This window comes from Nonlabens sp. SCSIO 43208 (assembly GCF_050703575.1).
Taxonomy (GTDB): Bacteria; Bacteroidota; Bacteroidia; order Flavobacteriales; family Flavobacteriaceae; genus Nonlabens; species Nonlabens tegetincola.
In genome coordinates, this window is record NZ_CP065365.1 from 2,603,359 (window position 1) to 2,628,765 (window position 25,407).

Here is a 25,407-nt window from a genome sequence, read left to right on the forward strand (position 1 = left end):
AACTTTAACACAATATTTTGTTGTGATTTTGTTGCGATTTATAACTATTAATTTGTATTTTCACAACCTCATTTTGATACTCTTTCATCTTTTTAAAACCTATTTTTGTACAAGAATAGGTTTTTTTATGCAATTAACTACAGGCAAAAAATACAAGGTACTTCCAGAATACCCAGAAAACGATAAAGATTTCTACAAACTAACTTGTAAGCGTATAGGTGAAGGTAAATGCTTATTTGTTGGAAACATACCTACAAGAAAAGACTTCCAGATATACATTCCCACAGAAGATCTTGAAAATAGAGTATTTGAACTATAAAAACCTATACCCTACTCCAACTAAATAACTAGGCTTATTATCCTGAGTTATTACAGCATCGCTGGCAAAAAACCAATTACCGGTCAAAGGAAAGCTTAATCGTGGTTGAAAACGTATCGCATCCCATTGTTGCACATCAGTAAGTAAATAACCAGTAAGCTGTATGCCTTTTGATTGTTTTTTAAAGTATCTTAAAATATTACTTTGACTTTCATCAACTTGATCACTAGCCTGCTGTTGTTCATTAACCTGCTCATCAATCTGTTGTGATGCAGTTAAAGCAAGTTTAATAATTTCTTTTTTCTCGCTCTCTAGCGTGTCTATGCGATCTCTTAATCGTGACACCTCTTTGAGTAGTGAATCTCTTTCTACAGTTAAGAAGTGATAGGCGTTTGCAGCATCGTTTGAAATAACCCATTTATTGCCTTTTCGTTCTATATCGGTTTGTGGCGTTTGTGACAGACTTAATAATGGTACTATCACTAACATCAATGTATATAATCTTCTCATAATACTTAGGAATTTGTACAGCTGGCTTGTTTAGTTCTCGTTCTAGATCCAGTTGTAGATTAGTATTGATTATTCTCAAACTATCAATAGCCTTTTGCTCACGCTCCTGTGCTTGTTTAAGAATTTCTTTGTCATGTGCTACTATTTCGGACTGGTGTTCACTTCTTTGCCACCAGATAAACAATAGCAATAAAACTATAACAAGTACATACCAGTATTTTCTTAAATAAATCATCCCAGGCGTGCTAGTACATTATCAAGCGAACTACTAAATATTCCAAAACGAACTTGTGCATCATAACAAGGGCAAGCCTTGGTGAATTCAAAAGGCTCGATAACTCCATTTCCATTCAAGTCAGGACTATAATCGCGGTGGCCTTTTACCTTCATTTTTGGATTGCCCTTTTTTAATGCTAGCAGCAAGGCCACAACTGCAAATTTTTGTTTACCAGTCATTGTATCTGCTGGTGCTCCATTTTCAGCAAGTCCACCTTCACAACATATTCCTATAGTCCCTACATTATGACCTTTTACGTGAGCACCGTTTTTACTTAATGGCCTACCTATATGTGTTTTTCCGTGTTTATCAATGTAAAAATGATAACCAATATCACTCCATCCTTTACTTAAGTGATACCTACGACAGTCATCAACTGTAAACGATTGACTCATTTTTGTCGCGCTCACATGCATTACTGCAGTATGCCTTTTATGATAAATCACAGCATCCATATCTATTCTATTTTCTTGAGATCACTAATTCCTTTTACATAGGTCAATGCTTTAAAACCATGTGGTTCACCTGGTGGCAAGTCTATAATATCACCAGCTTTAAAAACATCACCACTGTGTAGTTCTAGTACTTCACCTTCAATGATTCTTATACGTTCATGCGCTTTTTTATGCTCCTGCAGTCCAAATACCGAATTGTACATCATGTAAAACACAAAACACATATCGCTATAAGCATGTGGTGGTATTTTTCTAATAGCCTTATCACGAGCATTAGATGTTGCATAAGTCACATTAATCTCTAGCATTTTATCTAGATCATCAATACACACATGAGTGATTTCTCCATCATCGGCTTCAATATCTTCTAGTACTTGTAATTTTCTGGTGATTACTTCATCAGTAATAGTATTTTCAATAGTATTTACTGCCATAGCAATATCACGTGCACTTACATAGAAGTAATGTGACAAGCCTATCATAAACAACCATATAAAAGGAAAACGCTCTGCAAGCAGCTCTGGATTATTAGTTTGATGCAGTAAACCTATCAAACCAGCAATTAACGGCACCACACGTGTGATAAATGCATACCACCGCATGTGTTTTTTTGCCATGAATAAATAAAAAATCGCCCTTAGGATAAATGCGATGATCACAAAGTGTATCACCAGGTAAAACAAATCAACTACTTTCATCTTCTTTGAAATTAAATTTTTTATTGATAAACTTTTCTATCCATCCTGCACCTTTGGTGATAAACAGCTCCACAACATCTACACTTATGATACCAGCGATGATACTTAAGTATACCTTACTATCAGTGATACCAAAAAGCGGTGGTAGGTGCCATATTACAATCAATAAAGCACCTGTACACATTGCTATGTAAGCCTTTCTTTTATTAGGTATTTTACGTTTCTGCAATTCGTTTAGTATCCTTACTACACTACCTACTATGCCAGCACCTATAACTATTAACATTAATTTGAGTTGAGCATCCATGAGCGTATGTATTCTTTTAATTTTACTAATGATTTTGCAGTATTCACAGTACACACGCCTATAACAGTCATAATCATACAATCTATCACATACCCATTATTAGTGTACAGGAATAGATCTATTTGCCATGCCATTATAAAGCAGCTTATTATCAATTTTATACCTGAATAAATCATACTATTTAAGCTTTCGCGAAAGCGTAATTACACTTAATTAATACTCCTCAATACTCTCTCTTTAATTACCTAAATCAGTTTTTAATATCAATAAACCTTTTTAAATTCCTAGCCATTATAGCGTGTCCCTCTTGATTAGGGTGAACAGCATCAGGCATATATGGATTATAATCGTCTAAACTAGGTGCATCAACTCCAGTTACTGTTCTGAAAATATGAGGGTTTAATCCACTTAACGACCAACCATCCCAAAACTGTAAGGAATAATATTCAGCTACTTCCTTAACTGCTAGACCATAATCTCTTATAGTTTTTCCTTGTGCGTTTGTTGTAGCCTCTAGGTCGATACCTTGTTTAATAGACGCTATAAATAGAATGTCAACGCCTTGACCTATTGTCAAACCTTGATTTATATAGTACTTTTCAATTAATCCTTTTGCTAGTATATGCAATGCACCATAGTAGGTCGTTTCGTCTGTATCTGTAAACGTGCCTAATGGGATACCTTTATTTAAGTCATTAGTACCACCTTTTACTATAATTAATTTAGCATCGTCATCTAGGTCATTATATCTATAAACAAATGGAGAATTAGAAGAAGTACCAATAGACAATGCGCCTAGTGTACTACCGTTAATACCATTGTTTTGAAAACTCATTCCTAGTTCTTGTGCTAATAACTTTGCATAGCTGTCTAATTGACCAGGGTAATCAGGATCGTTTCTAGGAATAAAACCATAAGAAATAGAATCACCTAACACAGCAAGTTTTTTACCTGCGTAAAACCCACTTACTGTTGATTCTGCATTTGTTTGAGGTGATAGGTCGTCTTTTTTTATCTCAAAAACAAGGTCATCTAATTGCTGTTGTGTTATAGTTGATCCATCAGGCTTTGCCAGTGATAACCTTATTCCGTTGATATTGCTACCTATTGTTATTTTGCTGTTTGCAAATGGAATCTCACCAATAAAGCTACCATCTAAATAGCCGTAGCATTTATTAACGTCTAAAATATCAGATCGGTTAATTAGTGTGTAATCACCTTGAAGTAAACTAACAACATCAACAGACCTAACACGTACAAAATTAGAAACCTCACCACCGCTTGCATCAATACCACCAAACTCAAAACCTTGATTTTCATAGTTAATATCAACCTTACCCATAAACTCAACTAGTTTAGGTAGTTGTTGTAAATCAACTTCATTTGAACTTATGATACTTATATCTAGTGCTTGAATCTCAGTAGAAGTAAAAGAACTTCCGTCTACTTTTTTAAGCGAAAATCTTATACCGTCTTGGTTTCCTGTTGTAGTAAATGAAGTGTTATTGCTTATATACTGCGATGGTGTATTACCTTCATAAGCAACTACAAAACCTATAAGAACTGTGCTAGGTAAAACAATCTTATAAGTACCTACTGGTACTTTAAAAAGCAAACTCCTTGCTCTAACATCGTTGAATACTTCAGCACCCGAAGTAGTGATACCTCCAAACTCTAAAATACCATCGTAAAAATAATCGATGATAAATTTATTGTCGATAAATTCTCTATACTTTTTTACTCCGTCTTGCTCACTAGCTAGATAATAATATTGGCCAGCGTTATCAGGATCGGTAGTAGGATCAACAGAAAAACCAGTATAATCTGCTGGTGTAGGTGTAACTGCTATCGCATCCGCTAGGGTTTCATAAACCTTTACACCGTCAAAATTTATGTTTTCAATAGATTCTAGTGCTTGATCTACTAAACCCATATTGAAATCATGATCGGCACTTGTTAAGGGACCATTATTGCCGCTTCTTTTAATTGTTCTACTCATTATTCAAATGTTTCATTTTCATACGTATTTGCCTTATACACTCCTTCATCTATATACAGATTGTACTGTGGCACTCTAAATTCTATCTTATGTATCTCATTATCTTGCGGCATACTACTGGTAAATTGTATTAATATCATAATCACGTACAATCACGTAATCACTAGCAGCCAAAGGCGCTGCTGCATTCAATTTATAAGGTGTGGTTGTTGATACAGAAAAACTATCACTGTTCCCACTTACTGTGATTCCATAGGTAGCAAGCACATCTGTTTCAGTAGATTGTAAGGCTTGCCCAGCTGCAATAGTTAATGGCAATTCTAGTTGATTATTTAAACCATTAAACCATGCAATGGTAAATACAACAATAAGCTCATCACTTGAAGTAAGAGCTGTTCCAGAACTAGGTATACCTGTTCTTACATAACCATCCAGCGTGTGCGTGGTTCCATCAAAACTTACTTTAAATACTTTGGCCGGATCTTCATTTTGATAGGTAGCTACATCAATACTATCTTTAATAGCCTTTTGATACATACCTGATAAACTATCATAATCAACAAGTACCGGTGCTTCACCCAGATAACCATTAATCACTTCAACTTGCAACACATCACCAGCTGCTGTTGCATCATCAATAAAATCTTGATCAACACGCACATGGTTTCTTAAAGTTGCTATTTTAATTGTAGCCATTATTCTTCATTTATTATGGTTGTAGTAGTCTCTACATCTGGTTGATATATATTTTCTACCATTGTCACTTGACTCATTCCCTCATCCAGTTGTAGTGATAAATCAGTGGTAATAAACCTTTTAACACCATCAATGTTATACTGCAACATGGTCCATGGATCTAACAACCCAAAAACACTAGCATCTATTTTAACTAGCGCAGCTGGTTGTGTGTCATGAACTAGTTGCGCACGCACCGCAGTATAGCGCTTATTTTCGTTTAAGGTGTCTATATTTGAACGACTCCACAACTCTCTAAACTCACGAGGTATATTTGTTTGTGCAGTAGTTTGATTGTAAATAAATAATTGATCTTTAATAACATCACCAGCAAGTACATAGTAATTAAATACCCTACCATCTACATATTCTAGATATACGTAGTATTGATTACCTACTATTCTAAACATGGGAAAACTCGCAGGATAACTAGTTCTAATTTGGGTATAGTTAAAAGTATCAGTAATAATACCATACAACTCTTTACCATCATTTACAGCCGTTTCTAGCGCGTTGTAATCAGCTTGTGAAACTTCTATGTATTGATTAGTGGTATACGGTGGTACATATCCAGTAGTTAATTCTCTTGAACCTATTGGAGTATATTCTGTGTAATTTGCTAGTAAATTATCAGTAGCATCTAGCGTAAAGTGTGAGATACTTAAATCATTTACATTACCACCATGAATAGTATCTATTTCAATTTCAGTGGTCCAGTCTATATCTCTGCTAACTGTTGTTACTTGCTCCTTATCTGCTGTGTAAATTATACGCAAATTGCGCATACCTACTGTATCTATGTAAATATTGTTATTGTTAATATTACCACCAGCACCACTGTAAATACGCAATTGTAATTCACCACCAGGATATGGTAGTTGTAAGTCCTCAATAGACAAACTACCTACAATACGTTTAGGATTAGCAGCATTATTCACGCTACCACCTTCAAAATTGATATCTAATAGATATGCATCTCTATTGATATAATCTGGATGATTACTTATGATCATTTGACCATCATAGAGTATCGCATAATTAAGATTATCATTACCATACAAAGTCTCGTCTAGTGCAGGAAACGGTCCACTATTATCAATGAAATTAAAAATACCTACTAGTGTGATGCTAAAGCTTATGTAATCAGGCACACTTTTTAAGTACACTGGTTGCGATAACTCCATATAATGGTTGCGGTTATCTTGTACCACAATACCATTTTGTGTCATTACCACATACTGTTCACTGCTCACCATATTACGACGTCGTGCTACTTCATCATCACTTAATGATAAATTTCCTGCACTCCACACACTTATATTATCTGGTAATCGTCGTTCACCTAGCGGTTCTTGTCTCAATCCCATGTAACCTTGACTGCGTGACCAATATTTTATAGCTGGTGGATTTTGCCACTGTAGATTGGTTTCATACGGTTGTTGTATAATATCATCAGGCAATATGTTTTCTGGTTCATCTACTGGCCAGTTAACAGTTACCTTCTTTAATGGTGGTAATAGACTTACTTGTGGAGTAGCTTCAAAATTCACTACATCTGGATTGATAAACATATCTTCAAATCCAGTAAACTCACCATCATCATACACGTAATACTGTATTAAGTTTGAAGAAAAAGCATCAAACTCATAAGCATTGTGCGCGGTTATAAACCATTTATCCTGGTACGTGAAAAGGCTACAACCTAAAGTTTCTAGCAATCCTTCTAGGATTTTATAACAATCATCTGGTTTATTACTCGTTCCCAGGTACGTACCACCATCGACAAATATCTTAGTGTAATCCGTTCCAACGGCTGCAAAATCATTTCTTATCGCTGGTGAAAAATACAAGGGCAACTCTAGATTGGTTTGCTTTAAACACTCGTTAATAATTGTAATTACACTATGTCTACCTTTATACAATTCACCAGGTAATCGCTTACCTTTTAATCTTGCCAGTCCATCAGTTGCTGTGAAGTTAACATAGAGTATTTTATGTTCATAAGGTTCTTCATACTGTTCTGGTAATAGATGACCGCGCCATATCACATCACTATTTTCATTAGTGATTACTACTTGATATTGTTTTTCATTACCGGTAAAAAGATGTTTAAAAGCTAGATCTTGAGCATCTATCACTTCCATTGAAAAATTAAGCTCACTAGGCATCATATACTGGTGCCTATCATCACCACCATTCCATTTAAGTTCTAGTGTACCTTTTTGTGCAAATTCTTCATCTAGCGGCATATTATTTACCGCAGTATTTACAATAGTGATCGTTAAGTTACTTGCTGGAATCATCGTGTGCGGCTATCTCTATTTTCTTGTCTCTTTATTACTCGTACTAGATCGTTACCACGTAGTACAAACTCACCTTCAATTACAGTTGTGCCACCACCCATAGGTCCTAACAACCTTTGTAATTTATCTAATGGTGCAATCACTTCTGGATTGTTGCGTGCACCAGCGTATTCACCTACTAGTGCATTAACTGGACCGCTTACAATACCACCATTTGCAAAAGGTGTAGGACCACCATCTGCAATGCTAGATAACGCACTTTTAGCTAGCGTACCTAGCGCCACAAGAGCAACACCAGCCGCAATAGCTACTGGACCACTTAAGGATTTTAAAGCTGCTTTAATACCATCAACTGCAATACCTATTCCTATTGCCGTTTTACCTACTTGAATTGCTACCGTAGCAAGTGTATCTACAAACAAAGTGAAAAAACCTTGTAAGAAGTTACCACCTTGTGCTGCCTGACCTAACAATTGACCAAAACCAACTGCAAAACCTTCTGCAGCGGTTTCCATTATTGGTGCTAGTTCTTCTGCAAACTGCGCTGCGTTTGCTTGCATTTGTGCCAGTCGCTCATCAAATACATCTACATCTTCCTGTGTTACAAGTTCTAGTGGCGCATCTGCATTTGGTCTTTGTATCTCTGGAACAATTATTTCAGGAGCTTGTATTTTTAATTTTTTAGGATCAAAATCATTTACTGCGCTAGTTAAATCTTTAACTGTTTTAGTTGCTTTTTCATTACCTAAACTGAATTTTTCACCTTCACGAATAATCTCAATTAAAGCATTACGCTGTTTTACTAGGCTTGCAGTTCCAGCTTCTATAACTTTATCAAAAGTTTCTACTGCTTTTTTCTGCTCATTAACTAGATCAATATTTGTTTTTCTAGCATCATTTTGTAGTCTAAATTGCTGTTCAGTAAGTTTAGCAATATCAACTCTTGTTTGAGCAGATGAAACCTCAGTATTAATAATTTTTTTCTCAATCTCAACTAACTTTTGTTGAGCTGCTTTTACTCTAGCCGTTTGCAATAAAGCTTCATTATAAGCTTCTATCGCATCCTTTGCTTTATTAGTGTTTATAGTTTCTAGAGTAAGATCACCTAAATACTTTGGTGATATAGCGTTAATTTCTTTAATAGCTTTTAAACGCTGTTCCTTACTTACCTTTTCATCACGTGCAACGATTAATAATCGCTCTAGATTAGCACGTTCTTTTGCAATACTATCAGCTGCCTGTTTTCTTACTTCTGCTAGTGCACTTTGCTGCACTATAACTTCTTTTGTACCTGCGTTTAATGCAATAAAAGCACTTAACAATAAACCAACTGCTACTGCAGCAGCTCCAAAAGGATTTGCAGATATTACTGTGGTTAAAGTTGTAAAGGATGTAATTAAACCAGGTATTACAGATGTCATCATAAAACCTAATGTCACTAATAACGGTCCTACTGCAGCAGCAAGAGCTGCTATAACAACTATAGTTTTCTTTGTGCTTTTATCTAGTTTTGAAAATCTATCAGCTAGATTCTTTAAGTAGTCAACCAGTGGCAGTATGGCTTCACTTATAATTTCACCAAATTGTTCACTTAAATCTCCTAGTGTGTTTTGTAACTGTTTTAATGGCCCAGTACCAGCACGCGCAGCAGCTTGTGCAGCACCACCATATTGTTTCTCTAATTCATCAAGGATGATTGTTTGAGCATCGGCCAGGCGATTAGTTTCTACTAGTGATTTAATAAGAGCCTTTTGCTCGTTTGAGAATTGTATACCAGATCTAGAAAGCGCACTTAAGTTTGCTATTGGATCATTTAAGGCCTTACCTAACTGTATGGATGCACTTTTTAAATCACCATCTAACCTAGTGGCTAGATCAAGCGCAGCTTGTTGCGTGCGGTCAAATTGTGCGCCAGCAATGTTTGTAAAAGTAAGCAGCTGTGCGGTAACATCTTTTAAAATTTCCTCATCACCAAATAATGAGGTGTTTTGCAACTGCGATGCCATGGCTTGCAGTTGTTCACTGGTTTTATTTGCAGCGTTACCAGTAGATTTTAAACCAGCTTCTACCTGTGCTATTGCTTTGGCTTGTTTGTCAAAGGCTATAACACTGGCAGTACCTAATGCAACAATAGGAGCCGTAACTCCTATTGATAATCCTTTACCTACACTTTGCAGCTTTCTACCCATTTTTGTGATGCTGCGTTGTGCATTCTGCATCTGTGTAGAGAACTGTTTGAGATCGGCTGCAAATTTTATATTAATCTGTGCTAAACTAGCCATTATCTACTTGTTTTGCCATCGGTCCTATACGATCCCAGATGGAAGGTTTTGTGCTTTTTTCTTGCTCCGGTTGCTCATCCCACGTAAATTTTAATATATCCTGTGGTTTCAGTTTACCGTTCTTTTTGCTGTCGTAGTGCGGTAGTATCATGTACATGCACTCGCGCCTGTGGTTTTCTAGAAGTAGTTTTGCGTTCTCGCTTTCGCGAAAGCGTACACCTTCTAAATAATTAAAGAAAGCACGTGGTGTGTACTGGTAAAACTCACACAGCGGTAAACCAATCTCACCACACAGCCTTTCTAATGTGTCCCAGGTGACTATTTCTTGTTCCTGGTGGTTTTCTTTTTTTTTGGAGCAGGTTGCTTACTTGTAGCTGCCTGTGGCATACTTGCTACAAACTGGTTGATGACTTGCATCATATCATCATTATGAGCTAGGAAATGCGTGATTAAATCCTCACGTGATAGTGTGGCCTGTGAATCACTTGCTAGTATTGATGCTAGTGCTATATCACCTATAAGATCTAACGACTCAAAGTTGAGCTTACCGTTTGCCAGCTCGCCCAACTTACCGAGACGTGAAAAGACCTCTTGCAAATCGTTAACTTTTAAAAGAACTCCTAACTGCCTGAGTACAGCATATCCAAATTTTAAACCATAGCGAGTGCCTTGCACTTCTATGAACAACGTCCCGGCTGTCATAATTATGCTACAGTATCTTTTTCTAGCACACCGCTACCAGTGATAGAGAAACTTGCTGTTGCATCTTCCTCATTAGGAGCGTTTAAACTAAGCTCTGTAATAATAGCCTTACCCTTGTAGTAAGTATCACCTGTTGCTCCTGTTGCACCTAGTGTTAATTCTACATCTACAAGTGCATCTGTATCATCATTGTAGGCATCAAACAGATCTTCAAAGGCTTGTGATGTAGTCACACCAGCTGGCAATTCCATCACTGCAAGACCTTCACCAGATCCTGACCATGATTTAATACCTTTTGCAACCTCAGTTCCATTAGTGTCCTTTGTTGCGCGTTCTTTAAGCGCTCTACTTACTGTAATTGAACAGTTTGTAGCGTGGTAAACAGTCTTACCATTAAGTGTGAATCTTAAATCACTACCATCATATACCGCCATGGCTATATCATTTTAAAATTATACGTTGTTACTACAACACAGCGATCTTGTTCATCGTTATATACCGGTGTGCCGGACTGAAAATAAAAGCCTTTTACAGCTCCAAAATATGATTGCAGCAGTTCAGTCAACGCTGCTGCATCATTATAGGTTTGTGCTACTACTGTGAAATCACCTGTATACTGGCGCATTCTATCCTTTGTAGGATCACTGGTTTGTACTATCGTATAGGTTGCAAAAGGCTCTACAGCCTTTACCCCACCAACTAGTGGATAGAACTTTGTGAACTTACCATCAGCCACTGTGTTGTTCATATCTACCAATAACGCATGTATGTCCTGACTATCCTTAAGTAGCATTTCTTAATTTGTTTATTTGTTTTTGCACGTATCGTGCGACTTTTTGTTCTAGGTCTGGAGTGACTTGTCCTTTTGTCTGGTTGTACGCTCGATCCATAAAAGGATTGGGCTGTATACCAGATCGTGTACCACCATGTACAAAATGTGCGTACCAGCCATCGTGGTTGCGCTTTGCTCTTGCTCCTACATAAATAGTAGGTACTGTTTTTGACCTACCAGTGATGTTCCCTATACTTTTCTTAAGGTTACCTGGCTGTATTACCTTGCGTGTACGCCTACCACTTACTAGGTGTGGCGCTGCACTTACAGGAGCTTCACGCTTTGCAGCTCTTACAGTTGCTTTGGCGCTTTGCCTTAATATCTTGAGCATTTCACGACGCTTTAAACTGTCCTTACCTAGTCTAGATATTTGCTGGCGCAGCTGGTCAAAACCTTCTATTTCTACTAGTGACTTACTCATGTAATGTGCAGGTTATTTTTAAGAACTTATTGCGGCCCATTTCAACCACACTGTACACTCGATAATCACTGTTATCAATTCTTACTACTAGCGACAATCTATTATCATACACATCTTGCCTGTAGCGTATGATGTACTCACGTGTGTTTACATGAAGTACTTTGTCATCTTGTGTAAGTGTATCACTCCTATCCTTGTATTGTGCCATTGCGTTACACAGCAACACCTCACTTTCTTCATCTTCACCTGTACTGGTGTCGATTGTCGTGTTTTGGTATATAGCTATCCTGTGGTCCAGTTGACCAATGAATGGCTGTTCTGTGTACTGCTTTACCATGTTTTAATACTTATAAGGCCTGAGTAACTTGCTTACTGCACGGTCTGTGCCTGCTAGTTGCCTGTCCTCACGATAGGTATCACTATCACCTATTAATAGTTTTACGGCTTTTTTTACATCACCTGGTACTTTACCCAATCCACACACACCTGTAATGGTTACTGCGGTAGGATTATTAGCTTGTAGTGATGGAATATTACCTATAAAATGTATGCTAGTAACTCTTTGTTGATCTAGTTGAAACAACCTGTAATCACTATCACTCATTGTTTGTTCATCACCATTTTCATCTTGATAGATTATAGACGTAATAGACTGTACTGGATATACTGGTAGTTCTATTTTATTGGCTAGTTGTGCGGTTTCTACTGTGAAATCACGTGTACCAAATAAAACATTGCAGTAATTTTCTACTTGTGCAGCTGCGCTTTCAATACTATCTGTGATGTGATCATCATCAATGGTATAATCTGCTTCAATACGCAGGTGTTTTTTTGCTGCTGCTAGTGTGCAGTATCTGTCTGAATCTAATGGATCTACTGTGAATTGCATGGTGTTATGCTTTTTTTACATCACCTGCATCAATTGCAAGTTCTGCTTGTTTAGCTTCCATTTTTACTGGTTTACCCAGTTTTGATGCTACATTATATTTACCAGCTAAAGGAACTAATGGCACTACGTTTACCATTTTAACTGATTTCTTTTTAGCTGTTTTAGGTGTAGATTTTGCAGCTTGCTTAGTTGTTTCAACTTTGTTTTCTGCCACTTCTTTAGGTGTAGACATGATATAAATTTTTAAATTAGATTTTAAAAAAAGCCGCCGTTACAGCGGCTTTTTCCTTCTTAACTAAATAAACCCTACTACTATGAAGTAGCTTCTGAAATAAACTCGTTTTTAGCAAACGCATCAGGCTTTGCAATTGCAACACCAGCGTGTAGATTAGGTATAAGCCTAATACTATCAGCATCTGCATCGGTATATGGATCAACTACTAGTGACATTGCACCCCATTGACCAACAAATAATTGTGAGAAATCACCATAGATTAATGGGTAAACATCAGTACCAGAAGCATCTAGTGTAGGTACTAGTGTAGTTGAAACAAATTTTTCACCCATGAATGTGTCTGCTCCTGGCTCTAGTAAGAAACGGCCAGATCCAGCATCTTTCTTAATCAACTCTGCAGCTGCTTGCACTAATGGGTGCATAATCCAACCACGGCTTATACTTGTAGCATCTTCTGCATTGATAAGCTTTCTAAGTTCAACAGCTAGCGCGTGAGTTAACGCTTGTGCGCTTGTTCCTGTACCTTCTTTAACTCCTGATGTATTTAACACACCCAAAGGAGCAACACCACCAGCACCATTAATTGCTGCAGCATTCATAATGCGCGCTGCACCTTGTCTTAACAATCTTCTGATTATCTCTTCTGCCGATCCAGATGTTTGCATGATCAATTGATTTGACACACCTACATTTGTACTAGCACGTTTAGGAGATAATGATGGACCTGTGAAGGTTTGTTTTTGCTTTGAAGCTTTTGCACCTTCTGCCAACCATTCAAAGTTGAAATTTTGCGCATTAGGCATTGGAATATCTCCACCGGTTAAACCTGTTAACACAGTAGCTCCTAAATCTTCAAGAAATAATCTAGGCATGAATGGATCTTGCACGCGTGGTGCCTGATCTTGCACTAATTGACCACCATAGTTACCTGAATCTTGTGTTACAGTTTGCTGGTCTGCACGTTGAATCATAGGTACAACGATAGCTGCATTGTTAGGTGTATCCACCTTTGCATTACGGTTGTCCTCACGACCAATAGCATCTAATTCCTTTTCTGCTCCTTCTAATTGTTTACCGTTTGAACGGTCACGAATTGCTTTAAGGATGCTGGCACGTTTTTGAATATCACGCTTTTCTGCTTGCTCACCACGCTCTTGTCTACCACCTGGAATAGCTGGTGCGGTGTCTGCAGCTTGTGCAGCGGCACGTGCTTGTGCAGCTTCAATAGCTTCTTCATTTGCAATTTGAGTATCTAGATCAGTGATTTCTTGTTCTAGTGTTCTAAATTGCGTTTGTTGCTCATCTGTGAATGTACCATTTGCAGTTGCATTTCTGGCCTCGATGAGTTGTCCTTGTGCTGTTACTTTTGCAGCACGTTGTTGTTTTAAAATGACAGATTTTTTCATTTTACGAATTGTTTTTATTATATAAATAGACAGCTTCAAACTCATCGAGTTTTCTCACTGTTTGCTCTTGTGGTTGTTGTGGTTGTGATTGCGCTTTCGCGAAAGCGGTATCTATATTCTCACGGTTACGTTTAACAGCATCTGGATTTGATGGTGCGCTCACGATGGACCACTCTATCAATTCTTGACGTGTGAAATACAAAGTATCTGGATCCTGACCGCGCTCTTTATCACCCCATTCACCTTCATGCACTAGTGCGCCAACGCTTGCACCGCGTATGGTGCCGTTGTCTATCTTGCGTTTTAACTTATCGGCTTTTTTATTACCTGTTTCTAGGGTTACTCGTCCTATCCACTGGTCACCATCGCGAAATACTTCACTGGTCCCTACTACATCGTCTGGATCGTCGCTGTGGCTGCGGTGGTTCCAGCATACTACTGGATTGCTGGCGTATCGTGTCATGTCCCAACCTGCTGCGGTGAATACTGTACCGTAACTGTCTGGTGATTCACTTGATATTATGAATTCATAGGTGCGATTTTCTGGACTGGTATCCACATTGCGCACTTGCACCATACGGTGTTGTGTGATGTTTATTTGTTTATCCATCGCTGTTTGTATTTTGTAGGGCTGCTTGAATTTGCTCCTGTGATTGTGTGTTTACTGGTGTGAGTAGCTGGTCATGACCATCTATTGTATTGAGATCTTCTAGCGTGCGCACCTCGTTTTGTGTTTGCCAACCCATCATGATGGACTTGCTGTAATAGTCTGCTCGTGACTTTGCATCAGTTTGCATTAATGCGTTGTACTTGAATGCGGTGTAGGTTGTTGCTTGTTCAACTGGTGTGAATAGTTTGCGATCACATTCTTGCTGTATTTTTACTGCCCATGGCTGTATACAGTCTGACACGTGCTGTATTGACACAAATTCTAGTGCGTTGTATGATGCACCGTCCATGTCTTTAAGTTTTTGTGGCGCGATGTTTAACCAGCGTGCTACTTCTACTACTCCGTTTTTATGTGTTTCTATGAATTGCAGTTCAGCTGGTGTGAGTGAAATACGCTTGTACTTCATCCCTTCATCCAGTACTGCTGTTCTATAGGTGGTAGGTTCTTGCATTGCGCTTGCAAATGCAGATGCTACCAATGGTTTATTGGTAGTCTTTATTTCTTTATCGGTTTCTAGTACTCCGGTAGAAATTGCCTTGTTGTCGTAGGACTTACTGGCAAAGGCTTGTGCATTGATGCTTATCCCTAGTGAAGCTGCTGCGTATTGTATCACGCTGCAACCACGCAGGCCGTTGTCGCTGTAGCCTTGTATATGAATCATTTCACTACTAGGTAGTGGATTTTTATATCCTTTTACACTATACCAGATGTCGTTATCGTACTTGAATACTTTGTGCACGTCGTAGTAATCAGTGTATCGTATTTCTACTGGACGGCCAGCGTTGTTACGTATGATTACTGCAAAGCCGTCACCTTTTACGATTGCACTTTGCACTAGCATTTTGCGTAGTGTAAAGCTGGTCATGAGTGGTGATGGGTTTGAGGATATAAGTTTATCTACTGGATGGTTGCGATCACGTGAACGGCCTTGGTTTGTTTTTTTGTATACCTGGAATGGTATTTTGGCAAGGTCGTTTGATATTTGATCTACACCGTTATAGAAAGCAGAAACAGTAAGCGCACTGGTGGCGCTTACTGCTTGTGCAGATGGAGTTGTAGCAAATAGATTAGGAAACCATCCACTACTGTGTGATCTAGTAGTGGATGTTGCATTATTACCAACCAACATGAATGCGCTTCCTAATTTCATCAATCAATCTAACTATGAATGACACAATATTAGGTTTAAGGCTTGGTTGCGTTGTCGTTATGTTATGGAGTTGTTGTGAGGAATGTTTATGTTCATAAGTTTCATAAACAGATAAGGGTGTTTTTGCGTTTTATATATGAATCGACAAAAGATTTAGTTTATGAAACAGATTTACTTGAAACTCAAAAGTTTTAATATGCAGGACTACCTTTTAAAAAAGCTGGAGAAGTATAAAAACTTGATCAATTTTTTACGACTATTAGTAAGTGTTTTAAGGTTATTATTCACTATCTATGTCTGTTGACATAAATTCGTTTACTCCTTCAATTGGGTGGTTATCTATATCTTTGTTAACGCCACACTGTATAACTTTAAAAGCTTCTTGCATACCAAAAATAAAACCATAATAATGCGAATGCCATTCATCTTTTGAAGAATCTATTTCATTATTATCTGCGCTTTGTTTAGCTAGTTTTTTAATCTCTTGGATGTTCATTACTTAATGCTTTTAGTTTTTCGATTGATTTATTTAAATTTTTATAATGCTTGCTTTTAACCAATTGACTAGCAGCTTTATTTAATTGTTTAATTGCTTTTTGAACGTTTGATAATGATGTCATAGTTTGTATTTAATTAAGAGTTCTTGTAATAGAGGTATTTAGGTGGTTTTTGTTGTTTTCTACCATTGAGATCATAAAGCAGGTACATGTATTTTAAGTATAATGATAGGCTGTCTACTTGCAGCTGCTCAAACCTTTTAATGGTTGCTATTGATACTTTACACCACTTACTCATGTCTATTTGAGTGATTTTATTGAATCTCCTGTTATTGATACAGGTTACAATATTAAGCCTGGTATCTAATATGATACCTTCTTTTACTTTCATTTTTAAGAAGGTATCATCTTTGAGTCTTTTAATTAGTTTAATATGTTGGTCCATAGTTATTTGTGTTGAAAGTTGCGGTTGAATTGTTGTTGTAGGCAATTAATGCTTTCTTCCTATTCGTTCAAGCACTTCTTCAACAGTCGGTAATTCATCGAGGTCACAGTATATTTCTAAGGTCTGCTTAATAGCAGTGTGTTCCCTAACTCTTGCAGTATCTTCACGAGATTTAAGGAGTGCATCACGCATTAACTGTACGTCTTTAGACCCTACAACACCGTGTATAAATAATTTTTTAAAGGCATTTAAAGCAGTATAGTAAGCGTACTTTTTTCCTTGCCTATATTCGGTATCTTCTAATTTTTGGTCTTTCTCTACTTGCTCAATTTCAAGCTTTAAGTATTTTTCAAATTCAGTCATTGTTTATTATTTAAGGTTAAAAACTATTCATACACTCGTCCGTTATGCTACAATAGCCATCGAGGCACGCAATCAAACCAGTAAAAAATTAACTAAGGTCTTTTTCATCAGCATCAAGAATATTTTGAAAAGTTTCCATAAAGGCTTTTGCATTTTCCTGAGTTATCGTAAACCTTAATTCTTCAATACCACTTTCCCTAACTATCTGAGACTGATTGTTTAATTTATATGTGTGTTTGTGACACAATACAATTATCTCATTAATCTTTTCAAAATTTTCTTTTTCATCCTTGATATAATAAAGGTTTGTTCTTACTTGAATAGCTTGTTTCATAATTTTTTAATAGTTTAAAAGATTGCTATTGTAGCATAACGGGCAGCGTAATGGCTACGCATCGGCAATCGTGAGTTAATATTTATTTTCTTTTTTTCTTATTCGATAACTACTATACATAACAAAGTATAAAGTTCATAGATGCGCAGCTCAATCGGTTTCTACGTGTATGCTGCGCATCCACAAACCTTATACGCTGCCCGTTATCTGCGATAACCTCAACCTCAGCAACTACGCTACGCTTGTTGCTTTCGGTTTTCGGATACGTGTTACGAAACTACGTTTCACCTGTAACACTAATCACAGATAACGCTCGCGGATAACGTTTAAAAAAACCTTTCAATGCTGCGCATTGATTAGAATTAAACTTTATGGACAACACTCTAACAATAGTTATAATTGGAATATACACATTAATATATCTAATAGTTTTCTTTATTCAAAAAACACAAATAAATAAGCAAAAAGAAATCATAAACTCAATGAAAGTCTTTACCGAAATATTCAAGGTAGATGAAGTTAAAAAATACGTTGAAATGAGAGATGAACGGTTGTCTTTTGAAATAAGTAAAGTCATATATGATAGTGATAAATTCAAAGAGTTATCTGATTATTTAATTAAAGAATCCACTAAACCAATTCAAGAATTCTATTCTGAAACATTACAAAAAGGTCATATGGAATTAGCGCAATTTGCTAGTATTGTAATTCTTCAACAAAATGAAAATGAAAGAGAGGATTTTATCAAGAAGTATTTTCCAGAGAATCAAGATTTTTTTCTAGAGGAATTGAAACACTACAATGAAAAGCCTTAGTTTTATTATAACTTTCTATAGTATCAAGACCGTACTCAGTAATAAATCGAAATCTTTTATCAAATTCTTTTTCTGTCATAATTATTCATATTTTACCGCAGATAACTATGGATATGAATTATTGCTATCGCAATTGGTTTTTTTTAAGCGTTTGTTACTCCTATTTCTACTACCATTTACAAGAGTAAACTCTTGACATGGCTCGAAATCCGCAACAAATCATATCCGCGAGCGTTAGTGATAATTCTAACATCCATTGACATCTTCATAGCTACTAGGTAGTATAACTCCACGACCTTTTAAGTGATATGTTTTTCCTTTTTCACCTTTTCTATAAGCGTTTTTAAGGTCTTCAGTATTATATCTTATAAAGTCCATAGAACTATCACTAACACCAGATATAAACAAATTTTCAAACTCATTTACTACTGTATCAATGGCAATTCCTAATTTTTTAGGGTTTGTCATTTGTATTGTTTCATCTTTACCTTTTCGCCATAAATTATGGTCTTTTAGTACTTGTATTGCTTCTTTTATTTCCATTTTTATTTAATCGTTTTAAAATCAATTTATATCTATTTCCGTTGTGGGGAATGACCACAAGGGTCGCATTGCTACGCTATAAATATTTTTTAAGAACAGTTCTACCAACCTTATTAATTTGTAGATACCACCATAAGAACCTGAAATGATAAGTTACCTCATTGGTGTCTGTGTAAGAATGCAATGATCTTGCATAATGAAACCAATAGAATTTATCGGTTCTTATTCTGAATTCCCATTTTACTTTTTTCGTTTCCATATCAAAATATTTAAGACTCCCGCAACGCTCATTCCCCACAACGGTCAGGGCATGCTACGGCATTGGGATGTTATTGTTTATTTGGTTAATTAGTTTCCTGCCTTGTGGTAACTCCACACAACAAAGCTTATATTCAAGATGCCGCAGCAATCTTTCACCCTGTCTGGCTGCGCCATCCAGAAAGATATGCCCTGACCGTTAGGCAACATTAGCGCATAATCGTAGTGTATTTCAATTTATGCCCTTTCCCTTTTTCTGCAATAAACTTATCAAAATTCCACATTCTGATAAACTTTCGCCATTTCTTATCAAGCTCTTTATATTCTTTATCCGAAAGTGTTTTGTGATGGTCTTTGTGGTTCATTAAATTCCCCCAATGTGGATTTATAGTAGCTCCAATTTTATCGGCTTCTCTCTTTAAAAATGTTTTATAAGCTTGTTCTAAATCCTGATATTGACTTTCCCAAACATTATTTATATAAGTGCCATTATCAAATGAATTAGACTTGTATGTTATGTAAATCATAATTAACGTTGCCTAACAATTTGTAAAAATAATAGCCGAGTTAAGCGGTTTATTTAAGCTATTATCTATGTTCAATATTTGTTGTAATTTGACAAGTTAGTGTTTCAAAATCGGCTACTATTCTTACAAGTAGCCGTTAAGGAGAATGTCCTAAAGGCACGCATTGCTACACATTTGTGTCAAGAGTATTTTGTTATACAAGATTCACAATAAATTCCGTCAGGTAGTTTTTCTACTTTTTCAAGACAGTAATTACAAATGTTCTCGCCCTGCTCATTCTCCTTAACGGTCAGGGTATGCTTCGGCTTATTCAAATTATTTTTCATATTTACTTAATTAGTTGTTTAATTTAGTTCACTGCTCATTAACAAAGCTTATCTTCTAGATGCCGCAGCAATCTTTCACTTTGTATGGCTGCGCCATCCAGAAAGATATACCCTGACCGTTAGGGTGCATTATGAGTTCCACGCATTAAGTAAGTCTATTAAAGCTGTTTGTTGTTTTCGCCACCTATAAATTGCCATATTTAAGCAATCGTGTTTTATTCGAGTTATTCTAAGCTCTTCTTCAAGTTTGTGCTGTGAGTAAAAGCTAATCTTATTTTCTAAATCCTTTACTTGGTGTTCGTATCTTTCGATAGTTTCTTCACTATCATTTAATATTTCTTGCAATTTATCTTCCATTTTAAATAACGCACCCTAACAAAGTATAAAAACAAAAGCCTGTTAAGGTGCTTAATTTTAAAGCTTTTGCTTGTTTAATAATTAGTTTCTAATTCAATGTTTATCGTTTGTTTACGGCTTCAATTTTTATACAAAGCCGTTACAGGACAATTTGCCTGCGGCCATATCCCTACGCTATAAAAATTATGCGTACTTGTGTATTTTCGCATTTCTTCTATCTTCGTTGGTAGGTAACAAATTGCAAACATGAAACTCTCTACTTACTCTGCCATCTTTACTACAAATACCTTCTGTCTTGTAATTTTTATCTCTAGTCCAGTATTTGCAATTTTCACATCTAACTGGTTTTAGTTTATACGCCATTATGAGTCCAATATTTTAAATAACTATCCTCGTTTTCATCCCAAAAAAGCTTTTCAGACCATAGCTCAAAAGCAGTTTTACCATCTTCATCTTTTTTAATAACTGGTTCACCTTTTATTCTGCCACACTCTACATCCATTTCATTTGCAGGATAAAAATCATCTTCTTTAAAGCCGTTTTCTATCAAACTGCTTTTTGCTTTCATTGTATTTTCAAGAGTATATTTCATGATTAAGCTTTTCAATTATTTGTTTTCTGGTGGATTGTTGATGTATAGGTTTGCTAGTGATACTTTGATTCCTATGGCTAGCATGGCCAGTATGTATAGTATTACTAGTGCCTGGCGCAACCAGTGTGCTGCTATGAAATCCCACATAAATAATAGGCTTATAAGCATGCATATCACTATGGTAACAGTAAGGATGATAAGTGCGTTTATTATATTCATAGCGCTAGTTAAGTATGTTATCTATTTGCTTGAGTTGGTTAAAGGTTACTTCTTTTCCTATTACTTCATCAATGGTGATGTCTACTGTTTCTAATTGCTGGCTAGCGGTGTGGTAGGTAAATTCTACTTGTATCACTCCTTTTTGAAAGCGATCAGTATTGTAGGCATCGTGATCATAGGATTTTATGTGCTGGTAACCTAGGTTTTTTACTTGCTGTGGTGTCATAATTCTGGATTGTTGTTTTCACATTGTGTGGTGCAGCTGCAGTTGCCGTAGGATTGTCTAGGACAATCAAATAGTTTGTGTTCTTCAAACTTGCTGTTGTCGTGGTCGTGTGTGATGGTCATGGTATTTGGTTTATAGTTGTTTAGAATTTCTTGCATTGTTGCTGGATTCGTATCTGATAAATTGATATTACCTAGATACTGAACATAGGAGTTAACAAACTTTCCTATCTTATTACTGTTTGGTGCTTTTCTTAAATCATTCTTATTGATTAATACAGTATTTAAAACATGATTTAGGATAAGGTCTAAGTTTTCTTTCATGGTTTTAGTTTTTAATTTCTAGTTCTTTACCAGTTAAAGCAAAGTATAAATTTTGTAACTCGTGAACGTATTTAACTTTCACACCTATATCAACACCTTTATAAAAAACATTGTTTTCGTGGAAACAAACACTACCTTTATGCAATCCCCAATGTTTAGGGTATTTTTTAAACCTTAAATCATTTAACCATTGAAATGATATTAGGATAGGTTTTAAATGAAATAATTTCATAGGAAACAATCCTTTAAACTCGGCATAATGCAATTCAGTTTCATTTGTTCCATTATGTTTGGTTACACCTAGAATCTGTCTTGACTCGTTTAAACATTTAACGTAATTCCCTATTCTTAATTCGTTTGCTTTCATGGTTTCTGTGGTATTATGATGCTTGATTTTTTAGGTAATCGTTGTACTTGTTTTCAAATGGCTTTGCTTTTAGGGTTCTAATAGCGTGTAGTCTATCATCGAATCCTAGGTGTTTTGCGTACTCGTTTTCTGATAGTACTCCACTACTTGCGCTGCCTGCTATTTGTTTTACTAAACCATCGGCTAGTACTGGTTTTTGTGGTTGTTCTTCTAGTATTCCTGCCGGTACTGTTCCTATTTTATCTTGAGTTTTAATAGCATCTAGCTGCAGCTTACTGCTTGTGACTATTGAATTTGATATTTGCACAAGTGTGTTGGCTGTTTTGGTTTCTACTTTACCTGCTTTTACGTCATCAAATAGCTGGTGTAGTTTCTGGTTTAAATTATGAATATCCATAGTTTTATATTTTGCTTTTAATTTTTTAAGGTTTGTTTCTCTTATAATGTAGATGTTTAACACTCTAAACACTACGTAGTAGGGTAATTTTGTGCGGTGCGCTATTGCACTGTCTGTATTATCTTGATGGTGAAAGAAATCATGTAGTACTACATCGCGCACTATCTCTTGTTGCTCATCATTGAAGTGTTTCCATTTGTATTCCTCTATGTTTTTAAGTTTCTTCATGGTGTAGGTGCTTTTTAAGTTTGGCTAGTGTGCGCTGTGCTTTGGCCATTTCTGGTCCGTATCTATTGATGGAGTTGCGCAGCATGTTTTCTTTTTGGCTTACTTTTTCTAGGTTTTCTGGTTTACAGTTGTAGGTGTTGCCGTCAATAAATCGTACTACTTCATCATCTTGCAGTGGTCCTACTTGTGTGCGGTAAACGTGGCGTTGTAATAGTTCCCAATTGCTTTTTGATATTCGTATGTATAGGTAGGTTTTACCAGTATTGTCTGGTCGTTCTACTATGGCGCCATTATGTTTTGTATTGTGCGGCTTGTTACCTTTTTTAAACTGTGTAGCCTGGATGGCTTTTTTACCTTCTGGTGAGATCCATTGATCCATGGGCACTCCTTTATTATGGGATATGTGCCCTTTTTTGAAATAGGATTGTTGCTTGCGCTGGTCCTTTATTTCTTGTGGTATGTGAAGGTTTAATTGTTTCATCTTGTTACCTACTGCTGGCGCGCTTATCCCTATATGGCGTGCTAGTGTTTTTTGCGGTAGTTCTAGATAGTTTTGTTTTAAATACTGGATCATTTGTGGTGTCCATTTACTTCTGTGCTCGCGTTCTTGTGCTAGTATGCGTTTTTGCTGTTGTTCACTTACTTGTAGTTTGTACTTGAGGAATCTATTGCGTACATAGGTGCGTGATTTATTCAGCTTTCGCGAAAGCGTACTTACTGACATACTGAGGTAATTGTCTAGTATATATTGTTCTTGTATGGTTGGTTTGTTATTTATCACGGCGCATGTATTTTGAGTAGGCTTTTTGAAATGCTTTGTAATCACTATAGCGGTATTCATTAAAGTGCTGGTAGTACTCGTTGTTGATGGCTTCAAAGGTTTGTTTGAAGGTGTCGTACTGTGGCAATGCCTGGTAATAGGCTTTCATGAAGCCAGTTCTTGTTGCTAACTGGCAAACTCGCTTATAGGTTTCAAATGTTACTGGTTGATTCATAATTCAAGGGTTTTTTAATTGATTATTACGCCACAATTAACGATTTTTCTTACTTTTTAATTATACATTTACTCTAACTCACTGGTGTTGAATAGGGGTAACTATTGTAAAACTGATTGATTATTCATACAAGTACTACACATAATCATATTTGAGATACTGAACATATTTGTTTGTCCATGTTTCTCTAAAATCCATTGTTTAGGTGGACTTTCTTCATATCCCCAACTGAATTCTGTATGAGCAGTTAACCATTTTTGAATGTCCACTAATTTTTGATGAGTAGATGGGCTTGCTATTTTTATTTCGTTTAATTCACCTTTGCCAGCAAAACAACCACAGAAACATTCACCACTCATTCCTATTGCTTTTGATATAGGTGATCTGTATTTACTAAGCTTATTATCTTCTGCAAAAGCATGAACTTCACTATTTGTCCATTCATTACATATGTTAACCCATATATTATTACCTATAACAGTAACATCTTCACTGGTCCCCATTCTTCTTACACTCTCGTATTTTCTTGCACCACTTATTATAACAATAGGCCTATTGTGCTTTCCTTTTCTAATATTTGATATTATTGAACTAACAGTATGATCCTTTAACCATCTATACATCCAATTATGAGCTGTTTTTGTTTTACCTGGGAATCCGTGCTGTTTAACTACCTCAAAATATGTGTCTTTGTTTTCTTTTTTACCGTTGTATGGTGGTGCTTTACATATCCATTTTAAACCATAAACTTCTTTAGCCACTTTTTCACAGTTTGCTAGTGTTTCTGGTGCAGCAATTGTTGTATCACAAGTGAAAGCTGCATCAACTTTAAAAAACATGGTAGCCAATTTTAAAGCAACATTACTATCAAAACCTGTTGTCAATCCAACAATTACAGCATAAGGATTTACATCTTTGATTATCCTTTTTGCTAGCGATTCACTCCATCTTAATTTTTCCTTATAATCAACCATATCTATATATCTAAATCATTAGCATTAAACAATGTATCATTAAGTATTTCTACTTGTTTCATGCGTACTAGATAGCCGTAGTCGTAGATGTCATTGAGGTTTTTAAATGCAAGGATGATGTGATGCTTTTTGTTATTGAAGCTTTGCGCAACTTGTTCTATGGTAAAGTGGTTTGACTTCATTTCTTCTAGTGCCTGCTCGTGCGCTTGTTGCTCGTGGTGCGTGAGTTGTAACTGTATATTGTGCATGGTTATGAATTTTCTGGTTGTGTATTCATGAAATTCAAAAACTCTGATAGCATGACTGATGGTTTTTTGTAGTTCCAGGTGCCTGCTACATCGTGGTTTTGCTTGATGCCGTAGTTACTGGTGTTGTTTGTGTAACCTTGTGATTGCATAAACTGCTTTACTTTACTTGCTGTGCTCATAGTT

42 protein-coding genes are annotated in these 25,407 nt (G+C 36.3%); 2 read left to right on the forward strand and 40 right to left on the reverse strand.

Translation table 11 applies throughout. From position 1 onward, the window contains the following. Nucleotides 1-127 precede the first annotated feature (127 nt). Entirely contained in the window at nucleotides 128-319 is a 192-nt protein-coding gene (locus I5168_RS11900; RefSeq protein ID WP_431471896.1) for a hypothetical protein, read from the forward strand. On the opposite strand, the gene I5168_RS11905 is transcribed toward I5168_RS11900, so the two are convergent. The 25 genes from I5168_RS11905 to I5168_RS12025 form a co-directional block, all read right to left on the reverse strand. Beyond that, a complete protein-coding gene (locus I5168_RS11905) occupies nucleotides 314-802 on the reverse strand; it encodes a hypothetical protein (protein ID WP_431471897.1) in 489 nt (162 codons plus the stop codon). The genes I5168_RS11900 and I5168_RS11905 overlap by 6 nt on opposite strands. Then, the gene (locus tag I5168_RS11910) at nucleotides 738-1,064 is read right to left on the reverse strand and encodes a hypothetical protein (RefSeq protein ID WP_431471898.1); all 327 of its coding nucleotides are present in this window, start codon (nucleotides 1,062-1,064) and stop codon (nucleotides 738-740) included. Before I5168_RS11910 ends, I5168_RS11905 begins: the two co-directional genes overlap by 65 nt. Beyond that, on the reverse strand, nucleotides 1,061-1,561 hold the full coding sequence (locus I5168_RS11915; protein ID WP_431471899.1) for an N-acetylmuramoyl-L-alanine amidase: 501 nt from the start codon (nucleotides 1,559-1,561) through the stop codon (nucleotides 1,061-1,063). Before I5168_RS11915 ends, I5168_RS11910 begins: the two co-directional genes overlap by 4 nt. Nucleotides 1,562-1,563: 2 nt before the next feature. Continuing rightward, nucleotides 1,564-2,163, reverse strand: coding sequence for a hypothetical protein (locus I5168_RS11920; protein ID WP_431471900.1), 600 nt, complete (start codon nucleotides 2,161-2,163; stop codon nucleotides 1,564-1,566). 82 nt (nucleotides 2,164-2,245) lie between these two features. Continuing rightward, complete coding sequence (locus tag I5168_RS11925) at nucleotides 2,246-2,545, reverse strand: hypothetical protein (protein WP_431471901.1); 300 nt, start codon at nucleotides 2,543-2,545, stop codon at nucleotides 2,246-2,248. Nucleotides 2,546-2,816: 271 nt separating this feature from the next. Then, nucleotides 2,817-4,565, reverse strand: coding sequence for an SGNH/GDSL hydrolase family protein (locus tag I5168_RS11930; RefSeq protein ID WP_431471902.1), 1,749 nt, complete (start codon nucleotides 4,563-4,565; stop codon nucleotides 2,817-2,819). Between the two features lie 114 nt (nucleotides 4,566-4,679). After that, nucleotides 4,680-5,261: a hypothetical protein gene (locus tag I5168_RS11935; RefSeq protein WP_431471903.1), complete on the reverse strand. Its 582-nt coding sequence runs from the start codon at nucleotides 5,259-5,261 to the stop codon at nucleotides 4,680-4,682. Beyond that, entirely contained in the window at nucleotides 5,261-7,603 is a 2,343-nt protein-coding gene (locus I5168_RS11940; protein ID WP_431471904.1) for a hypothetical protein, read from the reverse strand. The genes I5168_RS11935 and I5168_RS11940 overlap by 1 nt, the downstream gene beginning before the upstream one ends. Further along, nucleotides 7,600-9,885 (reverse strand): phage tail length tape measure family protein, encoded by a 2,286-nt coding sequence (locus I5168_RS11945; RefSeq protein ID WP_431471905.1) that lies wholly within the window; start codon nucleotides 9,883-9,885, stop codon nucleotides 7,600-7,602. Before I5168_RS11945 ends, I5168_RS11940 begins: the two co-directional genes overlap by 4 nt. Further along, nucleotides 9,878-10,042, reverse strand: coding sequence for a hypothetical protein (locus tag I5168_RS11950; protein WP_431471906.1), 165 nt, complete (start codon nucleotides 10,040-10,042; stop codon nucleotides 9,878-9,880). Before I5168_RS11950 ends, I5168_RS11945 begins: the two co-directional genes overlap by 8 nt. A gap of 161 nt (nucleotides 10,043-10,203) precedes the next feature. After that, the gene (locus I5168_RS11955; RefSeq protein WP_431471907.1) at nucleotides 10,204-10,587 is read right to left on the reverse strand and encodes a hypothetical protein; all 384 of its coding nucleotides are present in this window, start codon (nucleotides 10,585-10,587) and stop codon (nucleotides 10,204-10,206) included. 2 nt (nucleotides 10,588-10,589) lie between these two features. Beyond that, nucleotides 10,590-11,021 (reverse strand): phage tail tube protein, encoded by a 432-nt coding sequence (locus I5168_RS11960; protein WP_431471908.1) that lies wholly within the window; start codon nucleotides 11,019-11,021, stop codon nucleotides 10,590-10,592. Nucleotides 11,022-11,023: 2 nt separating this feature from the next. Next, nucleotides 11,024-11,380, reverse strand: coding sequence for a hypothetical protein (locus I5168_RS11965; protein WP_431471909.1), 357 nt, complete (start codon nucleotides 11,378-11,380; stop codon nucleotides 11,024-11,026). After that, complete coding sequence (locus I5168_RS11970) at nucleotides 11,370-11,840, reverse strand: HK97-gp10 family putative phage morphogenesis protein (protein WP_431471910.1); 471 nt, start codon at nucleotides 11,838-11,840, stop codon at nucleotides 11,370-11,372. The genes I5168_RS11965 and I5168_RS11970 overlap by 11 nt, the downstream gene beginning before the upstream one ends. Then, nucleotides 11,833-12,177, reverse strand: coding sequence for a phage head completion protein (locus I5168_RS11975; RefSeq protein WP_431471911.1), 345 nt, complete (start codon nucleotides 12,175-12,177; stop codon nucleotides 11,833-11,835). Before I5168_RS11975 ends, I5168_RS11970 begins: the two co-directional genes overlap by 8 nt. A 3-nt stretch (nucleotides 12,178-12,180) precedes the next feature. After that, entirely contained in the window at nucleotides 12,181-12,729 is a 549-nt protein-coding gene (locus tag I5168_RS11980) for a head-tail connector protein (protein ID WP_431471912.1), read from the reverse strand. Nucleotides 12,730-12,733: 4 nt separating this feature from the next. Beyond that, on the reverse strand, nucleotides 12,734-12,961 hold the full coding sequence (locus I5168_RS11985) for a hypothetical protein (protein ID WP_431471913.1): 228 nt from the start codon (nucleotides 12,959-12,961) through the stop codon (nucleotides 12,734-12,736). Nucleotides 12,962-13,041: 80 nt separating this feature from the next. After that, on the reverse strand, nucleotides 13,042-14,370 hold the full coding sequence (locus tag I5168_RS11990; protein WP_431471914.1) for a phage major capsid protein: 1,329 nt from the start codon (nucleotides 14,368-14,370) through the stop codon (nucleotides 13,042-13,044). Between the two features lies 1 nt (nucleotide 14,371). After that, nucleotides 14,372-14,980, reverse strand: coding sequence for an HK97 family phage prohead protease (locus I5168_RS11995; RefSeq protein ID WP_431471915.1), 609 nt, complete (start codon nucleotides 14,978-14,980; stop codon nucleotides 14,372-14,374). Then, nucleotides 14,973-16,190, reverse strand: coding sequence for a phage portal protein (locus I5168_RS12000; RefSeq protein ID WP_431471916.1), 1,218 nt, complete (start codon nucleotides 16,188-16,190; stop codon nucleotides 14,973-14,975). The genes I5168_RS11995 and I5168_RS12000 overlap by 8 nt, the downstream gene beginning before the upstream one ends. Nucleotides 16,191-16,470: 280 nt before the next feature. Then, nucleotides 16,471-16,686, reverse strand: coding sequence for a hypothetical protein (locus I5168_RS12005; protein ID WP_431471917.1), 216 nt, complete (start codon nucleotides 16,684-16,686; stop codon nucleotides 16,471-16,473). Further along, complete coding sequence (locus tag I5168_RS12010) at nucleotides 16,667-16,810, reverse strand: hypothetical protein (protein ID WP_431471918.1); 144 nt, start codon at nucleotides 16,808-16,810, stop codon at nucleotides 16,667-16,669. Before I5168_RS12010 ends, I5168_RS12005 begins: the two co-directional genes overlap by 20 nt. A 13-nt stretch (nucleotides 16,811-16,823) precedes the next feature. Further along, nucleotides 16,824-17,132, reverse strand: a complete 309-nt coding sequence (locus I5168_RS12015; RefSeq protein ID WP_431471919.1) for a hypothetical protein — start codon at nucleotides 17,130-17,132, stop codon at nucleotides 16,824-16,826. Nucleotides 17,133-17,177: 45 nt separating this feature from the next. Beyond that, a complete protein-coding gene (locus I5168_RS12020; RefSeq protein WP_431471920.1) occupies nucleotides 17,178-17,495 on the reverse strand; it encodes a hypothetical protein in 318 nt (105 codons plus the stop codon). Nucleotides 17,496-17,583: 88 nt separating this feature from the next. Then, nucleotides 17,584-17,829: a hypothetical protein gene (locus tag I5168_RS12025; protein WP_431471921.1), complete on the reverse strand. Its 246-nt coding sequence runs from the start codon at nucleotides 17,827-17,829 to the stop codon at nucleotides 17,584-17,586. Between the two features lie 482 nt (nucleotides 17,830-18,311). Between I5168_RS12025 and I5168_RS12030 the strand changes: the two genes are divergently transcribed. Then, nucleotides 18,312-18,644 (forward strand): hypothetical protein, encoded by a 333-nt coding sequence (locus I5168_RS12030; protein WP_431471922.1) that lies wholly within the window; start codon nucleotides 18,312-18,314, stop codon nucleotides 18,642-18,644. A gap of 246 nt (nucleotides 18,645-18,890) precedes the next feature. On the opposite strand, the gene I5168_RS12035 is transcribed toward I5168_RS12030, so the two are convergent. The 15 genes from I5168_RS12035 to I5168_RS12105 form a co-directional block, all read right to left on the reverse strand. Next, nucleotides 18,891-19,187 (reverse strand): hypothetical protein, encoded by a 297-nt coding sequence (locus I5168_RS12035; RefSeq protein ID WP_431471923.1) that lies wholly within the window; start codon nucleotides 19,185-19,187, stop codon nucleotides 18,891-18,893. Nucleotides 19,188-19,263: 76 nt separating this feature from the next. Beyond that, on the reverse strand, nucleotides 19,264-19,446 hold the full coding sequence (locus I5168_RS12040) for a hypothetical protein (RefSeq protein ID WP_431471924.1): 183 nt from the start codon (nucleotides 19,444-19,446) through the stop codon (nucleotides 19,264-19,266). Between the two features lie 208 nt (nucleotides 19,447-19,654). Further along, nucleotides 19,655-19,972: a hypothetical protein gene (locus tag I5168_RS12045; protein ID WP_431471925.1), complete on the reverse strand. Its 318-nt coding sequence runs from the start codon at nucleotides 19,970-19,972 to the stop codon at nucleotides 19,655-19,657. A gap of 455 nt (nucleotides 19,973-20,427) precedes the next feature. Continuing rightward, nucleotides 20,428-20,655, reverse strand: coding sequence for a hypothetical protein (locus tag I5168_RS12050; RefSeq protein WP_431471926.1), 228 nt, complete (start codon nucleotides 20,653-20,655; stop codon nucleotides 20,428-20,430). Nucleotides 20,656-21,007: 352 nt separating this feature from the next. Continuing rightward, a complete protein-coding gene (locus I5168_RS12055) occupies nucleotides 21,008-21,247 on the reverse strand; it encodes a hypothetical protein (RefSeq protein ID WP_431471927.1) in 240 nt (79 codons plus the stop codon). A gap of 15 nt (nucleotides 21,248-21,262) precedes the next feature. Next, nucleotides 21,263-21,466, reverse strand: coding sequence for a hypothetical protein (locus I5168_RS12060; RefSeq protein ID WP_431471928.1), 204 nt, complete (start codon nucleotides 21,464-21,466; stop codon nucleotides 21,263-21,265). Between the two features lie 4 nt (nucleotides 21,467-21,470). After that, a complete protein-coding gene (locus tag I5168_RS12065; protein WP_431471929.1) occupies nucleotides 21,471-21,692 on the reverse strand; it encodes a hypothetical protein in 222 nt (73 codons plus the stop codon). Then, the gene (locus I5168_RS12070; RefSeq protein WP_431471930.1) at nucleotides 21,689-22,015 is read right to left on the reverse strand and encodes a hypothetical protein; all 327 of its coding nucleotides are present in this window, start codon (nucleotides 22,013-22,015) and stop codon (nucleotides 21,689-21,691) included. Before I5168_RS12070 ends, I5168_RS12065 begins: the two co-directional genes overlap by 4 nt. 4 nt (nucleotides 22,016-22,019) lie before the next feature. Next, nucleotides 22,020-22,382 carry a hypothetical protein gene (locus I5168_RS12075; RefSeq protein ID WP_431471931.1) on the reverse strand — a complete coding sequence of 121 codons (363 nt, stop codon included), beginning with the start codon at nucleotides 22,380-22,382 and terminating at the stop codon, nucleotides 22,020-22,022. Nucleotides 22,383-22,395: 13 nt separating this feature from the next. Next, nucleotides 22,396-23,007 carry a hypothetical protein gene (locus I5168_RS12080; protein WP_431471932.1) on the reverse strand — a complete coding sequence of 204 codons (612 nt, stop codon included), beginning with the start codon at nucleotides 23,005-23,007 and terminating at the stop codon, nucleotides 22,396-22,398. Then, entirely contained in the window at nucleotides 22,994-23,731 is a 738-nt protein-coding gene (locus I5168_RS12085; RefSeq protein WP_431471933.1) for an HNH endonuclease signature motif containing protein, read from the reverse strand. Before I5168_RS12085 ends, I5168_RS12080 begins: the two co-directional genes overlap by 14 nt. A gap of 46 nt (nucleotides 23,732-23,777) precedes the next feature. Further along, a complete protein-coding gene (locus I5168_RS12090; RefSeq protein ID WP_431471934.1) occupies nucleotides 23,778-24,002 on the reverse strand; it encodes a hypothetical protein in 225 nt (74 codons plus the stop codon). A 101-nt stretch (nucleotides 24,003-24,103) separates the two neighbouring features. Next, a complete protein-coding gene (locus I5168_RS12095; protein WP_431471935.1) occupies nucleotides 24,104-24,976 on the reverse strand; it encodes a phosphoadenosine phosphosulfate reductase family protein in 873 nt (290 codons plus the stop codon). A 2-nt stretch (nucleotides 24,977-24,978) separates the two neighbouring features. Further along, nucleotides 24,979-25,224, reverse strand: a complete 246-nt coding sequence (locus I5168_RS12100) for a hypothetical protein (protein ID WP_431471936.1) — start codon at nucleotides 25,222-25,224, stop codon at nucleotides 24,979-24,981. Between the two features lie 2 nt (nucleotides 25,225-25,226). Next, nucleotides 25,227-25,403: a hypothetical protein gene (locus tag I5168_RS12105; RefSeq protein WP_431471937.1), complete on the reverse strand. Its 177-nt coding sequence runs from the start codon at nucleotides 25,401-25,403 to the stop codon at nucleotides 25,227-25,229. Between the last annotated feature and the right edge of the window lie 4 nt (nucleotides 25,404-25,407).